This window comes from Xenorhabdus littoralis (assembly GCF_033949345.1).
Classification (GTDB): domain Bacteria; phylum Pseudomonadota; class Gammaproteobacteria; order Enterobacterales; family Enterobacteriaceae; genus Xenorhabdus; species Xenorhabdus littoralis.
In genome coordinates, this window is record NZ_VCDP01000026.1 from 55,821 (window position 1) to 70,473 (window position 14,653).

12 protein-coding genes and 1 tRNA gene are annotated in these 14,653 nt (G+C 43.5%); all 13 read left to right on the forward strand.

Annotation, left to right across the window (positions count from 1 at the left end):
- Positions 1-61: 61 nt before the first annotated feature.
- Positions 62-523 (forward strand): xanthine phosphoribosyltransferase, encoded by a 462-nt coding sequence (gene gpt, locus FE394_RS08405; protein ID WP_319925946.1) that lies wholly within the window; start codon positions 62-64, stop codon positions 521-523.
- Between the two features lie 15 nt (positions 524-538).
- Positions 539-1,786, forward strand: coding sequence for an esterase FrsA (gene frsA, locus FE394_RS08410; RefSeq protein ID WP_319925947.1), 1,248 nt, complete (start codon positions 539-541; stop codon positions 1,784-1,786).
- 71 nt (positions 1,787-1,857) lie between these two features.
- Positions 1,858-2,259: a sigma factor-binding protein Crl gene (gene crl, locus FE394_RS08415; protein ID WP_319925948.1), complete on the forward strand. Its 402-nt coding sequence runs from the start codon at positions 1,858-1,860 to the stop codon at positions 2,257-2,259.
- 135 nt (positions 2,260-2,394) lie between these two features.
- Entirely contained in the window at positions 2,395-3,498 is a 1,104-nt protein-coding gene (gene proB / locus FE394_RS08420; protein WP_474068157.1) for a glutamate 5-kinase, read from the forward strand.
- 30 nt (positions 3,499-3,528) lie between these two features.
- On the forward strand, positions 3,529-4,782 hold the full coding sequence (gene proA / locus FE394_RS08425) for a glutamate-5-semialdehyde dehydrogenase (RefSeq protein WP_319925950.1): 1,254 nt from the start codon (positions 3,529-3,531) through the stop codon (positions 4,780-4,782).
- Between the two features lie 164 nt (positions 4,783-4,946).
- Positions 4,947-5,477 carry a shikimate kinase AroL gene (aroL, locus tag FE394_RS08430; protein ID WP_319925951.1) on the forward strand — a complete coding sequence of 177 codons (531 nt, stop codon included), beginning with the start codon at positions 4,947-4,949 and terminating at the stop codon, positions 5,475-5,477.
- A 129-nt stretch (positions 5,478-5,606) separates the two neighbouring features.
- Positions 5,607-7,754 carry a bifunctional acyl-ACP--phospholipid O-acyltransferase/long-chain-fatty-acid--ACP ligase gene (gene aas / locus FE394_RS08435; RefSeq protein ID WP_319925952.1) on the forward strand — a complete coding sequence of 716 codons (2,148 nt, stop codon included), beginning with the start codon at positions 5,607-5,609 and terminating at the stop codon, positions 7,752-7,754.
- A gap of 4 nt (positions 7,755-7,758) precedes the next feature.
- Positions 7,759-8,955 (forward strand): lysophospholipid transporter LplT, encoded by a 1,197-nt coding sequence (gene lplT, locus FE394_RS08440; protein WP_319925953.1) that lies wholly within the window; start codon positions 7,759-7,761, stop codon positions 8,953-8,955.
- Positions 8,956-8,980: 25 nt separating this feature from the next.
- Complete coding sequence (gene pncC, locus FE394_RS08445; RefSeq protein WP_319925954.1) at positions 8,981-9,484, forward strand: nicotinamide-nucleotide amidase; 504 nt, start codon at positions 8,981-8,983, stop codon at positions 9,482-9,484.
- Positions 9,485-9,587: 103 nt separating this feature from the next.
- On the forward strand, positions 9,588-10,664 hold the full coding sequence (gene recA, locus FE394_RS08450; RefSeq protein ID WP_319925955.1) for a recombinase RecA: 1,077 nt from the start codon (positions 9,588-9,590) through the stop codon (positions 10,662-10,664).
- 353 nt (positions 10,665-11,017) lie between these two features.
- Positions 11,018-13,645: an alanine--tRNA ligase gene (gene alaS, locus FE394_RS08455; RefSeq protein WP_319925956.1), complete on the forward strand. Its 2,628-nt coding sequence runs from the start codon at positions 11,018-11,020 to the stop codon at positions 13,643-13,645.
- Positions 13,646-13,892: 247 nt separating this feature from the next.
- The gene (gene csrA, locus FE394_RS08460) at positions 13,893-14,078 is read left to right on the forward strand and encodes a carbon storage regulator CsrA (RefSeq protein WP_010845367.1); all 186 of its coding nucleotides are present in this window, start codon (positions 13,893-13,895) and stop codon (positions 14,076-14,078) included.
- A gap of 455 nt (positions 14,079-14,533) precedes the next feature.
- Positions 14,534-14,626: transfer RNA gene (locus tag FE394_RS08465), tRNA-Ser, on the forward strand.
- The last annotated feature ends 27 nt before the right edge of the window (positions 14,627-14,653 follow it).

Consider the following 14,653-nt stretch of genomic DNA (forward strand, 5'->3'; position numbering starts at 1 on the left):
GCAACCTTTTTTCCGCAAAAACGCTTTTCTGAAGTCTTCTAAGTTTCCAGGATCAAATTTTATGAGTGAAAAATATGTTGTTACGTGGGATATGTTACAAATACATACCCGTAAATTGGCACAACGTTTGTTTCCCGTAGAGCAGTGGAAAGGCATTATCGCCGTTAGCCGTGGTGGTCTTGTGCCGGGAGCATTATTGGCACGTGAATTGGGAATTCGCCATGTCGATACTGTTTGTATTTCCAGCTATGATCACAATAATCAGCGCGAACTGACAGTATTGAAAAAAGCAGAAGGGGACGGTGAAGGTTTTATCGTTGTCGATGATCTGGTTGATACCGGAGGCACTGCGCAGGCAATCCGTGAAATGTATCCAAAAGCCCATTTCGTAACAATTTTCGCAAAACCCGCTGGTCGTCCTCTTGTGGATGATTATGTTGTCGATATTCCGCAAAATACATGGATTGAACAGCCGTGGGATATGGGCGTAATGTTTGTTCCACCTATTTGTGATAAGCAGTAAGATTTTTCTTTTGTCATGACTAAAAAAAACCTTTCAGAATCGTTGTTTAAGCCCCAGTTTAAACAACGGGAAACCTCTACGCTGGTAAAATATACCTGCCCGCAATCCATCGCTGCCAGTGATAATATGTTGGGTGGGAAGCGTCGTGAGCATTGGTATCGAATGATTAATTGGCTCACTTGGATCTGGAGGGGAATAAATCCGCTGGAAATCCAAGATGTTCTCAGCCGGATTGCCGTGACAGATGCCGAGCGCAGTTCTGACCATTTGTTGGATACTGTGGTCGGCTATCGTAAAGGAAACTGGGCATTTGAGTGGTCGCAGCAGGCTATGCATTGGCAGCAGAAAGCATTGCATACTGAAGAGACCGAGAAAGCCGGAGCATATTGGTTAAAAGCGGCAACGCTATACAGTATTGCGGCTTATCCTCATTTGCGCGGTGATGAGTTGGCCGATCAGGCCTCTGCTCTGGCCAATAAAGCCTATGAAAAAGCGGCACGTTTTTCCGACTATGAATTGAAAAAACTGGAATTTCAGTTGGAAGGAGGTAAAAGCGTTACTGGGTTATTACATCTTCCTTCCCATGTTCAGGGTCCTTATCCAACGATATTAGTCTGTACCAGTCTTGATAGTGTACAGAGCGATTGCTGGCGTTTATTCCGTGAGTATCTTGCGCCTCTTGGTTTTGCCATGTTAACCGTTGACGCGCCTTCTGTTGGTTACTCTGCTAAATTCACATTAACGCAGGATACTTGCTCGCTTCATCAACAAGTGCTGCAACAATTGAACAGCGTACCGTGGATCGACCATACCCGTATAGGCGTGTTTGGTTTTCGTTTTGGTGCGAATATCGCTGTCCGCCTTGCTTATCTGGAGCCAAAACTCATTAAAGGGGTATCGGTGGTAGGCCCGGTTGTGCATGAATTACTGCATAATGAGAAATTGCAGCAGAAAATCCCGTCAATGTATATCGATGTACTTGCCAGCCGCTTGGGGATTTTTCATGTCGATGAAGAGAGTCTGCGCTCAGAAATGAGTTGTTATTCGTTAAAAAAACAAGGTTTGCTGGGGCGTCGCTGTACAGTACCCATGCATTCTGTGTATTGGGAAGACGATATTTTCAGCCCAAGAAAAGACTCTAAATTAATTGCCATGTCATCAATGGATGGTTCGTTACGAGCAATTCCTTCTGCGTCAACTTATAGTGGTTTCAGTAAGGCGTTACACGAAATAAGTGTATGGTTGAAAGATAAAGTTATCTAAAACAAAATTTATTACTTGATATTTTTTAATCATTTGATACAAAGGTGTTCTGTATATAAGGAGACCTTTGTATGACTTTACCCGCAAGTTATTCTAAAAATAAGTTGTTAAAGCGTTTTTCTGCACTAGGACCGTATGTACGTGAATTAAAATGCCAAAATGGTTATTTTTTCTTTGACTGTCTGGCGGTTTGTGTCAGTGCTAAAGTTGTACCAGAGAAACGAGAATTTTGGGGATGGTGGCTAGAATTAGAGGAGCAGGAAAAGGGTTTTGTCTATAATTATCAGATAGGGTTATTTGATAAACATGGCAAATGGAATGCCGCGAATATCAAAAAAGCGGCTGATCTTGAACATCTCGAATCAACTTTGCAGACATTCCACAAACGTCTGAATGATTCTTTTAATACCCTTAAACTGACATTGATCCCCTCCGAAAAGACCATTACCCTCCAGACTCAAGTTAGAGTATGAGTTTGTCCTGAACCTGCTTTTTTTAAATTTTGCGTTATGTCGGTTGGCATAACGCTTCTCTCCTGTTAAAACTGAATATTGTTTTTTTAAACGTATTTTTTCAATTTCTTAAATAACTGTAATGGCAGAAATATGATGAATGGCAGCCAAACATTGGTTGTGAAGCTGGGGACGAGTGTATTGACTGGTGGCTCTCGTCGTTTGAATCGTGCTCACATTGTGGAATTGGTTCGTCAATGTGCTAAACAGCATGAAAAAGGTCACCGCATTATTATTGTAACGTCTGGTGCGATTGCGGCTGGACGTGAGCATTTGGGATATCCCGACCTGCCCGCTACGATTGCGTCAAAACAATTGCTGGCGGCAGTCGGGCAAAGTCGGTTGATTCAACTGTGGGAGCAGCTTTTCTCGATTTATGGTATTCATGTTGGGCAAATGTTGTTGACCCGTGCAGATTTGGAGGATCGTGAACGCTTCCTGAATGCAAGGGATACGCTTCAGGCGCTACTTGATAACCATATCGTACCCATCATTAATGAGAATGATGCGGTTGCGACAGCAGAAATTAAAGTTGGTGATAATGATAATCTTTCTGCGTTAGCTGCCATTTTAGGTAGTGCGGATAAGTTATTGCTCCTGACAGATATTGAAGGACTTTATACTGCTGATCCTCGTAGCAATCCCGATGCAAAACTAATCTCTGAAGTGCATGACATCAGCGACGAGCTGAAAATGATGGCTGGGGACAGTGTTTCAGGTTTGGGTACGGGAGGAATGGCGACAAAACTTCAGGCGGCAGGTATAGCAGGGCGCGCAGGAATTGATGTCATCATTGCTGCTGGCAATAAGCCTGATGTTATTGCTGATGTGATTGAAGGAAAATCGGTTGGTACACGTTTCCATGGTTTGGCCAGCCCGATGGAAAATCGTAAGCGTTGGATCTTTGGTGCTCCTCCTGCCGGAGAAATTATCATTGACCATGGTGCAGAAGCTGCGATCCTCGAAAAAGGTAGCTCGTTACTGCCAAAGGGGATCAAAAACGTTAAAGGTAATTTTTCCCGTGGTGAAGTTATTCGCATCCTCAGCTTATCCGGTAAGGATCTGGCTCATGGCGTTTGTCGTTACAATAGCGATGCCTTACGCCTGATTTCGGGTCATCATTCTCAGAAAATCAACGAGATACTGGGTTATGAATATGGCGCTGTTGCGGTTCACCGCGACGATTTAGTCGTAAGCTAATTAATTGATACATGAGTTAAGGATTCCACCATGCTAGAGCAGATGGGAAAGGCAGCCAAGGCAGCATCATGGCAGTTGGCGCAATTAAGTACCAGCCAGAAAAATCAAGCGCTGAATCACATTGCTGATTTGCTGGAGAAAGAAATTGAAGTGATCCTTGCTGCCAATCAGCAAGATGTGAATCAAGCCCGTGAACAGGGAATGAGTGAAGCCCTGCTCGATCGGTTATTGCTGACACCAGAACGGTTGAATGCCATAGCGAGTGATGTGCGTCAGGTTTGCCGGTTGGCTGATCCTGTCGGGCAGGTCATGGATGGGCAATTATTGGATAATGGATTGCAATTGAGTCGCCGTCGTGTTCCTTTGGGCGTCATTGGTGTGATTTATGAAGCCCGGCCTAATGTCACGATTGATGTAGCCTCATTGTGCCTGAAAACGGGTAATTCGGTCATACTGCGTGGCGGTAAAGAAACTCACCATACCAATCAGGCGATGGTTAAAGTTATCCAACAAGCACTGGAACAAAGTGGTTTACCTGCTGCTGCGGTTCAGGCTATCAATAAGCCAGATCGTGAGTTAGTCGCTGAACTGCTGAAAATGGATCGCTATGTTGATATGTTGATACCGCGTGGTGGGGCTGGATTACACAAACTTTGCCGTGAACAATCCACTATTCCAGTTATTACTGGGGGTATTGGTGTTTGTCACACATTTGTAGATGAAAGCATCAATATGGAAAAAGCATTGGAAATCATTACTAATGCGAAAGTTCAACGTCCGAGTGCCTGTAACTCACTGGAAACCTTGCTGGTACATGAGAAAATCGCCCCTGACTTTCTTCCTGTCCTAAGTCGCAGAATGAAAGAACAGGGAGTCACGCTACATGCAGGTACTGCGGCGATGGTATTACTGAAAGAAGGCCCGGCAACAGTTGTTGAAGTGACAGAAGAAGATTACTGTGATGAATGGTTATCGTTGGATATGAATGTCGAGATTGTCGGCGATATTGATCAGGCCATTGATCATATACGTACTTATGGTACTGCTCACTCTGATGCGATTCTGACAGAGTCCTTGCAGCAGGCTGATTATTTTGTGCGTCATGTGGATTCAGCGGCTGTATATGTGAATGCAAGTACTCGCTTTACAGATGGCGGACAGTTTGGTTTAGGTGCTGAAGTGGCTGTCAGCACTCAAAAATTACACTCCAGAGGCCCGATGGGGCTTGATGCATTGACAACGTATAAATGGATTGGTTACGGCGATTATTTACCCCGTCGTTAGTAATATTTTGTTTTAATAGGATCTGTTGAACCAGATTGAGTCACACTTAATTTTAGGTGTGACTTTTTGTTCAATGAAAAATACTTTTTACAGCAGTGTAAACATTTAGTTACTATACTTTATGTTTAAGCTTAATTTTATATACCCTTCAGGAAAACAACGAAATGAAACAGGCTCTATTCATCGTAGGCGCACGGGGTGCAGGGAAGACGACAATAGGTAAGTTGTTAGCTGAAGCATTGTCGTATCAATTTGTTGACACTGACGAGAGTATCCAAACCTCCAGTGGAATGACTATTGCCGATCTTGTTGAACAACATGGTTGGGAATATTTCAGGAAATTGGAAAGCCAAATATTGAAAACGGTCAGCCAGAATGAATGTCTCATTTCAACGGGTGGAGGAATGGTACTGTCGCAGGAAAATCGCCATTATATGCAACAACATGGCATCGTGATTTATTTACAAGCGCCTGCCGCCGTTTTAATCAAGCGATTATCCCTCAATCCAGAAAACTCACAGCGCCCAAGCCTGACCGGAAAATCTATCATTGAAGAAATTGAAGGGATTTTGGCTGACAGGGAACCGTTATACTGTGAATGCGCGGATTTCATTGTGGATGCCAGTTTAGCAACAGAAGATATCGTATCTAGTGTTAAGTCTTACTTTTTAAACCAGAGAAACAAATCGATTTGATATATTAAGGTATTTTAAATTTAATTTTTATATGGCGGGGAAATCTTATATATCCGGCTGCTTATACGACTTATAGTATCCTTCTACTCACTCACTTTAATTTTATTTAATTATATTTGAGATATGGATATGCTCTTAAATTTTATTCGGTTATTTGTTCGTGTACTTTTTAGGATTACGGTAGAAGGTGATGATAAGCAGCTTAAACACCCAAAATGTATCATTACACCCAATCATATTTCTTTTCTGGACGGTCTGCTGATTGGTTTATTTTTGCCCGTAAAACCTGTATTTGCGATTTATTCTAATATTGCAACACGCGGTTTCCTCAAGTTCATTAAAATCTATGCGGATGTTGTCCCCCTGGACCCAACTAATCCAATGGCCGTCAGGACGCTGGTTAAAGAAGTAGAAAAAGGGCGCCCAATCGTGATTTTCCCTGAAGGGCGGATCACTATGACCGGTTCCCTTATGAAAATCTACGATGGTGCCGCGTTTATTGCGGCGAAATCAGGAGCAAAGGTAGTCCCAATCCGCATTGATGGCGCGGAGCAAACTATTTTTGGGCGATTGAAAGGAATAATGAAACTGCATTGGTTTCCGAAAATCACCATCAAGATTTTACCCGCCGTTGATTTGCCAATGCCGGATGCTGCTGACTCAACAGAGCGCCGCCGGTTAGCCGGAGAACGTCTCCATGCCATTATGATGAATGTGAGAATGCAGACACGTCCAAAAGAGACGTTGTTTGGTGCTTACCTGACTTCTCAAAAACGTTTTGGTCGTTTTAAACCTTGCATTGAGGATGTGAATTTCAAGGAAGATAATTATCACTCACTGCTGAAAAAAATATTGGGCGTGAGCCGCATCTTAGAGCGTTTTACGAAAGAAGGTGAACGGGTCGGTTTACTGTTGCCGAATGCGACGGTCATGGCTGCTGCCATATATGGCGCTTCTTTGAAAGGACGAGTGCCTGCCCTGCTGAATTACACCGCCGGAAGGAACGGAATTAAAAATGCTATGCAGGCGGCAACTATCAGAACAATCGTGACATCCCGCCAATTTCTGGAGAAAGGACAATTAACGCATCTGCCAGAACAGGTGACAGAAGCCAATTGGGTATATCTCGAGGATTTAAAAGATACGATTACCCGGAACGATAAGCTTTGGATATTATGGCATTTAATTTTTCCCTCTCAAGCTATCATGGCTTCGCAGAAGCCAGATGATGATGCCCTGATTCTGTTTACGTCAGGTTCAGAAGGTGCGCCGAAGGGAGTTGTTCATAGTCACGCCAGTTTATTGGCAAACGTTGAACAGATAAAAACGATCGCTGATTTTACCCCGTTGGATCGCTTTATGTCCTCCTTGCCTCTCTTTCATGCCTTTGGTCTGACAGTGGGTTTATTTACTCCATTAATGACGGGTAGTCGTATATTCCTCTACCCAAGCCCATTGCATTATCGTGTTGTGCCTGAGCTGGTCTATGACCGCAATTGTACTGTGTTGTTCGGAACTTCGACTTTTCTGGGTAATTATGCCCGTTTTGCACATCCTTACGATTTTGCTCGCCTGCGCTATGTGGTGGCAGGAGCCGAAAAACTGTCAGAAAACACAAAACGCGTTTGGCAGGATAAGTTCGGTATCCGTATTCTGGAAGGCTATGGGGTGACAGAATGTGCTCCTGTTGTGGCAATCAATGTACCGATGGCGGCAAAAACAGGAACAGTTGGCCGGATTTTGCCTGGCATGGACGCACGTTTGCTGCCTGTGCAAGGAATTGAAGATGGAGGACGTTTACAGCTACGCGGGCCAAATATCATGAAAGGCTATCTGCGTGTTGAAGCTCCTGATCGTCTGGAACCGCCATCAGCAGAAGATGCTGAAGGGAATAACCAAATCGGTTGGTATGATACCGGAGATATCGTTTCCATTGACAAAGATGGTTTCTGTGCAATCAAAGGTCGAGTGAAGCGTTTTGCCAAATTGGCGGGAGAAATGGTTTCTCTTGAAGCAGTTGAGCAAATTGCATCACGTGTTTCCACTGACACACTTCATGCTGCGACAGCCAAGAGCGATCTAAGTAAAGGGGAAGCGCTGGTACTGTTCACGACCGATGTTAACCTGAACAGGAGTGCAATGTTGGGAGTGGCCCGTGAAATGGGAATGCCTGAGTTGTCTGTCCCTCGTGATATTCGTTATGTAAAACAATTACCTCTGCTTGGCAGTGGCAAACCGGATTTCGTCACATTAAGAAAAATGGCCGAACAGGAGTAAGGAAATGAGTAGTACTGTGGAGACGCAACCGCTGTTAAATCGCGGAATGAAGGCGGTATTGTTATCACAATTTCTCACCGCTTTTGCTGATAATGCCCTGTTATTTGCACTTTTAGCCCAATTGAAGGCTGAGGCTTATCCTGAATGGAGTCTGCCAGCCCTGCAAATGGTTTTTGTATTAACTTATATTGTACTTGCCCCTTTTGTCGGGCAATTTGCTGATCGATTTTCAAAAGGGCGCGTCATGCTCTTTTCCAATGGCATCAAATTGCTCGGAGCTATCAGCATCTGCATCGATATGAATCCATTTTTGGGCTATACCTTAGTAGGCATTGGCGCAGCGGCCTATTCTCCCGCTAAATACGGTATTCTGGGTGAATTGACGGATGACGGGCGTTTGGTAAAAGCCAATGGAGTGATGGAAGCATCAACCATTGCTGCTATTTTGATTGGTTCAGTCGCAGGCGGATTTCTTTCTGATGTAAGTCTGATATCAGCATTAGGGCTGTGTGCCTTACTGTATGGTGCGGCAGTCGTGGCCAATTTCTATATTCCTCATTTGGCTGCTGCACGTCAGGAAAAAGGCTGGAATCCTAAAAGAATGCTGGTGGATTTCATGGCAGTTTGTGTCTCACTTTGGCGTAATCAGGAAACGCGATTTTCACTGGTAGGCACGAGCCTATTTTGGGGAGCGGGCATAACACTGCGTTTTCTGTTGGTTGCCTGGGTTCCTGTCGTGCTTGGGATTGAAGGAAATACAACACCGACATTGATGAATGCGATAGTTGCAATAGGTATTATTGTTGGTGCGGGTCTGGCTGCCCGATTCATCACATTGAAGACCGTCCGCCGTTGTATGCCAGCGGGCATCTTAATTGGCATTATGGTTATTCTTTTTGTCACTCAGCAATCGGTATGGCTTTCCTATCTCATTTTGATTGTCCTCGGAATATTTGGTGGACTTTTCGTCGTTCCATTAAATGCATTATTGCAAGAACATGGAAAACATACGATGGGCGCGGGTAAAGCTGTTGCTGTGCAGAACCTTGGCGAAAACAGTGCCATGTTAGTAATGTTGGGATTATATCTGATTTCCATGGTCCTGGGAGCATCCGCTATTACTGTCGGAATTGGTTTTGGTATCTTGCTCTCTCTGGCGATAGGAGGGCTATGGATTTGGGATCTGCTTCGGAAAAATTAATTTTTTATTGAATTGAAGGCTTGCTATGGATGAAAAAATCCTGAATCAGCTTAGTATTGAACTGGGAAAAAGATTAAAACAGAAAAAATTATCTGTGACCTGTGCAGAATCCTGCACAGGGGGCTGGATTGCCAAAGTGATCACAGATATTGCAGGAAGCTCGGCTTATTTTAATCGTGGTTTCGTGACATACAGTAATGACGCTAAACATGAAATGCTGGGCGTTTCTTTGGTGTCATTGACCCAGTTTGGTGCAGTAAGCGAACAGATTGTAAAAGAAATGGCTGAAGGAGCATTAAAAGTCGCTGAAGCGAATTTTTCTGTTGCTGTCAGCGGTATTGCTGGCCCAGATGGCGGCAGTGAAGAAAAGCCGGTTGGTACGGTCTGGTTTGGCTTTGCCTTTCAAGTTGAGGCAGACATACAAACTGTAACCTATCGTCAGCATTTTTCGGGTAATCGTGATGCTGTGCGCCTGCAATCTGTCATTTTTTCTTTAAAAATTCTGTTAGAAGAAATCATAAAAAATTAGCTTGATGCTGTATGATTATACAGTATAATCATATGGCACTTTGGTATCAGAAACAGTTTATCAGCAGTGGGGCAGCCCCTTCATTGCTTGCGAAGGAGTAAATATGGCTAATGATGAAAACAAACAAAAAGCACTAGCAGCAGCACTGGGTCAAATTGAAAAACAATTTGGCAAAGGTTCCATCATGCGTTTGGGTGAAAACCGCTCAATGGATGTTGAAACAATCTCTACTGGTTCCCTGTCACTGGATATTGCATTGGGTGCGGGTGGTTTGCCGATGGGCCGTATCGTTGAAATATACGGTCCAGAATCTTCCGGTAAGACAACGCTGACTCTGCAAGTCATTGCTGCCGCCCAGCGTGAAGGCAGAACTTGTGCTTTTATTGATGCTGAGCATGCCCTTGATCCGGTTTATGCCAAGAAACTGGGTGTAGATATTGATAATCTGTTATGTTCTCAGCCTGATACGGGTGAGCAGGCCTTAGAAATCTGTGATGCTTTATCACGCTCTGGTGCTGTTGACGTTATTATTGTTGACTCCGTTGCCGCATTGACACCAAAAGCCGAAATTGAAGGCGAAATCGGTGATTCCCATATGGGTCTGGCTGCTCGAATGATGAGTCAGGCGATGCGTAAACTAGCGGGTAATTTGAAAAACTCAAATACCTTGCTGATCTTCATCAACCAGATCCGTATGAAAATTGGTGTGATGTTTGGTAACCCAGAAACCACGACCGGTGGTAATGCTCTAAAATTCTATGCGTCCGTTCGCTTGGATATCCGTCGTACTGGTTCCGTGAAAAACTCAGATGAAGTTGTTGGTAGCGAAACTCGTGTGAAAGTGGTCAAGAACAAAGTTGCTGCACCATTTAAACAGGCTGAATTCCAAATCCTTTATGGTGAAGGAATCAACACTTTTGGCGAGTTGATCGATCTGGGTGTTAAACACAAGATGGTGGAAAAAGCGGGTGCATGGTATAGCTATAACGGTGACAAAATAGGACAAGGCAAGGCCAACGCTACTATTTATCTGAAAGAGCACCCAGAAATTGCAGCCGAACTGGATAAGAAACTGCGTGATTTGCTGTTGAACAAGACAGGGGACTTCAACAGTGCAGTGTCTGACTACGTGGCAGATTATGAAGATAACGGTGCAGAAGTAAATAACGAAGAGTTCTAATTATTTTTTACTCTCATTTTCTGCTTTGTTGTAATACTTCTATTTTGTTGTAATAGATAGCGCCAATTTAGCTTTTTAAAAACCACATCCATATTGGATGTGGTTTTTGTTTTTATGAGGGAATAAACATCTTTTAAATAGGTGTATCGAAACTGGCTTAACGAACAGACTTTCAGAAAATGCCTAGACGAATTACAATGCTGAAAAGCGAATGGATTTATATGGGATTTTACTTCTTATGGAAGACACTCTATCTTAACCCTACTTTAATTTATTCGTGAGTTGAAATGGTGGTGCATCTATCATTTCAATCATTCATAAAACTGTTTTTTCAGCTTGATTTCGGGACAATTATGAGTAAAAGCACCGCTGAGATCCGTCAAGCGTTTCTTGACTTTTTTCATACTAAAGGGCACCAGATAGTACCAAGTAGTTCGTTGGTGCCAACCAATGATCCAACATTGTTGTTCACTAACGCAGGGATGAACCAGTTCAAAGATGTCTTTTTAGGATTGGATAAAAGGCACTATTCTAGAGCAACAACGGCTCAGCGCTGCGTTCGTGCTGGTGGTAAGCATAACGATTTGGAAAATGTGGGTTATACAGCCCGTCACCACACTTTTTTCGAAATGTTGGGTAACTTCAGTTTTGGCGATTATTTTAAACAAGATGCAATTAAATACGCATGGGAATTGTTGACCGGCGAAAAGTGGTTTAATTTGCCTAAAGAAAAACTGTGGGTTACTGTCTATGAGACAGATGATGAAGCCTATGATATCTGGCATAAAGAAGTCGGTGTCCCAACAGAAAGAATTATTCGTATAGGTGATAACAAGGGTGCTGCTTATGCGTCAGATAACTTCTGGCAAATGGGAGATACCGGTCCTTGTGGCCCTTGTACAGAAATTTTCTACGATCACGGTGATCACATTTGGGGTGGACCTCCGGGTAGCCCAGAAGAAGACGGTGACAGATATATTGAGATTTGGAACATCGTTTTCATGCAATTCAACCGCCATGCCAATGGCACAATGGAGCCGCTGCCAAAACCTTCTGTCGATACGGGTATGGGATTGGAGCGTATTACCGCAGTATTGCAGCATGTCAACTCCAACTATGAGATTGATCTATTCCAGAATCTGATTGCTTCAGTTGCAGAAGTGACAGGAGCGCCAGACCTTACCAATAAATCTCTGCGGGTTGTAGCAGACCATATCCGTGCATGTTCGTTCTTGATTTGTGATGGCGTTATTCCATCTAATGAGAACCGTGGCTATGTGCTTCGTCGCATCATTCGCCGTGCAGTTCGTCATGGTAACATGCTGGGAGCGAAAGAGGCCTTTTTCTATAAACTTGTTGCTCCACTGATTAAAGTTATGGGAGCGGCTGGTGAAGAACTCAAACAGCAGCAGTCTTTGGTTGAGCAGGTATTGAAAACTGAAGAAGAACAGTTTGCGCGTACTCTGGAACGCGGCTTGCAGTTGCTTGACGAAGAACTGGCAAAATTATCTGGTGATACCCTCGACGGTGAAATTGCTTTCCGTCTATATGACACCTATGGTTTTCCTGTTGATTTGACGGCTGATGTTTGCCGTGAACGGAATATCAAAGTTGATGAAGCAGGTTTTGATGTGGCGATGGAAAATCAACGTCGTCGCGCGCGTGAATCCAGTGGTTTTGGCACAGATTACAATGAATTGATCAAAGTTGACGGGCGCAGTGATTTCAGTGGTTATGAACATAACTCACAGCAAGCTGTTGTTACCGCTATTTTCCGTAATGGTGAAGCTGTTGAACAGATTCATGCAGGTGAAGAAGCGATCGTTATACTTGATAAGACCTCTTTCTATGCCGAGTCCGGTGGTCAGGTTGGTGATACAGGTCAATTGTCGAATGATAATGGAGTATTTGAGGTCACTGACACACAAAAATACACACAGTCAATTGGTCACATTGGTACATTAACAAGTGGCAGTTTGAGCATTAATAATTCAATTAATGCTGAAATTGATGTAGTACGCAGAGACACGATACGTCTGAATCACTCTGCAACCCATTTGTTACATGCAGCATTGCGTCAAATTCTGGGAGAGCACGTTGCTCAGAAAGGTTCTTTGGTAAATGATAAGTATCTGCGCTTTGACTTTTCTCACTTTGAGGCAATGAAGCCAGAACAGCTCCGTCAGGTAGAAAATTTGGTGAATGCAGAAATTCGCAAAAATTCACCAGTTGTTACACAATTAATGGAGCTGGAAGAAGCGAAAGCTAAAGGTGCCATGGCACTGTTTGGCGAGAAGTATGACGAAAAAGTGCGTGTACTGAGCATGGGCGGCTTTTCTACCGAGTTATGTGGTGGTACCCATGCAAGCCGTACTGGCGATATTGGATTGTTCCGTATATCCAGTGAATCAGGTACAGCAGCAGGGATTCGCCGTATCGAAGGTATTACAGGGCAAACGGCGCTGAACTCTGTCTATCAGCAGACTGATTTATTGCAAGATATTTCTCATCTGGTGAAAGGTGATATCAGTAACCTGAATGAGAAAGTGAAAACGACACTGGACAGAACGAAACAGTTGGAAAAAGAGTTGCAACAGTTGAAATCTCAGCAGGCAGCTCAGGAAAGCTCTTCTTTGGTGAATCAGGCTAAAGAAATCCAAGGTGTTCGTTTACTGGTGACACAGTTAGGTGATACCGATCCCAAAATGCTCAGAACAATGGTTGATGATCTGAAAAATCAATTGGGATCAGCAATTATTGTGCTTTCTACAGTGACTGGTGATAAAGTCAGCCTAATTGTTGGTATAACGAAGGATTTGACTGCTAGAATAAAAGCTGGCGATTTAATCTCTTTTGTTGCCCAGCAAGTTGGAGGTAAAGGAGGAGGTCGTCCTGATCTGGCTCAGGCTGGCGGGACGGATGTGACAGCTCTTCCTTCCGCATTAGCCAGTGTAGAAGAGTGGGTAGCATTGCGGTTATAGTTGGTATTGCCGTGGCAGCAGCGGCATCATAAAAGCACTTTTTATGATGCCGGGTGTTTTTTTATTGTGAAATTGTTGAAATGTTGGGCACATACTTATATTTTAGCTATCCTATAGATATGGGCAATGTGTTCAAAACTGCTTATACTTTAAGTAGATATCATTGCTTTACGTTTTCACGGTGTTTGATGGATAATAGCGGGGAAACCTAGAGACCCGACTCTTTTAAATTTTCAAGGAGCAAAGAATGCTTATTCTGACTCGTCGAGTTGGTGAAACACTCATGATAGGCGATGAGGTAACAGTCACAGTACTGGGAGTTAAAGGCAACCAAGTTCGCATTGGTGTAAATGCGCCCAAGGAAGTTTCTGTTCACCGTGAAGAAATTTATCAACGGATTCAGGCAGAGAAATCTCAGCCTACAACTTTTTAATTCAAGAATGGCGTCCACGCTTTTTTAAGACTTGGGCGCTACTCTACTTCCCTGTTTTGTAAACCTGGCTGGTTTATCTCTCCTTGTTACTACCTTAATTCTATTCTCTCATGTCTTTTTATTTTCTATCTGTAGAAAAAGCATCGTTCATGATGCCATAGCGATGAATAATCCTTCTCATAAATTTTAACGGTAATTGATGGTAATTGGATGATTTAGCTGATTATAAAACCCCCTTTTAGATGTCAAACCAAGCATTTTGAGCGCTAAGTGTTCAAACGAGAAAAAGTTGCGAAAAATTGTTTGACTTATCAGGCAGGGAAAGTATTATGTGCGCCATCGCAGCGACGAAGAGCTTAGAGAAAAGCTTCTGAGTAAGTATCAGAAGTAAAGGTTCAAAAAGCTACGAAGTGCAAACTTCTGAGTCGTAAGTTTTAAAGCGTGTGGTTAAATATGGTGAGGTGGCCGAGAGGCTGAAGGCGCTCCCCTGCTAAGGGAGTATGTGGTTAAGAGCTGCATCGAGGGTTCGAATCCCTCCCTCACCGCCATTTAAGAAATGCATCCATAGCTCAGCT

Bases quoted from the DNA above. Each gene is read 5' to 3' on its own strand.
- gpt (WP_319925946.1), top strand. From the start codon at position 62: ATGAGTGAAAAATATGTTGTTACGTGGGATATGTTACAAATACATACC.
- frsA (WP_319925947.1), top strand. From the start codon at position 539: ATGACTAAAAAAAACCTTTCAGAATCGTTGTTTAAGCCCCAGTTTAAA.
- crl (WP_319925948.1), top strand. From the start codon at position 1,858: ATGACTTTACCCGCAAGTTATTCTAAAAATAAGTTGTTAAAGCGTTTT.
- proB (WP_474068157.1), top strand. From the start codon at position 2,395: ATGAATGGCAGCCAAACATTGGTTGTGAAGCTGGGGACGAGTGTATTG.
- proA (WP_319925950.1), top strand. From the start codon at position 3,529: ATGCTAGAGCAGATGGGAAAGGCAGCCAAGGCAGCATCATGGCAGTTG.
- aroL (WP_319925951.1), top strand. From the start codon at position 4,947: ATGAAACAGGCTCTATTCATCGTAGGCGCACGGGGTGCAGGGAAGACG.
- aas (WP_319925952.1), top strand. From the start codon at position 5,607: ATGCTCTTAAATTTTATTCGGTTATTTGTTCGTGTACTTTTTAGGATT.
- lplT (WP_319925953.1), top strand. From the start codon at position 7,759: ATGAGTAGTACTGTGGAGACGCAACCGCTGTTAAATCGCGGAATGAAG.
- pncC (WP_319925954.1), top strand. From the start codon at position 8,981: ATGGATGAAAAAATCCTGAATCAGCTTAGTATTGAACTGGGAAAAAGA.
- recA (WP_319925955.1), top strand. From the start codon at position 9,588: ATGGCTAATGATGAAAACAAACAAAAAGCACTAGCAGCAGCACTGGGT.
- alaS (WP_319925956.1), top strand. From the start codon at position 11,018: ATGAGTAAAAGCACCGCTGAGATCCGTCAAGCGTTTCTTGACTTTTTT.
- csrA (WP_010845367.1), top strand. From the start codon at position 13,893: ATGCTTATTCTGACTCGTCGAGTTGGTGAAACACTCATGATAGGCGAT.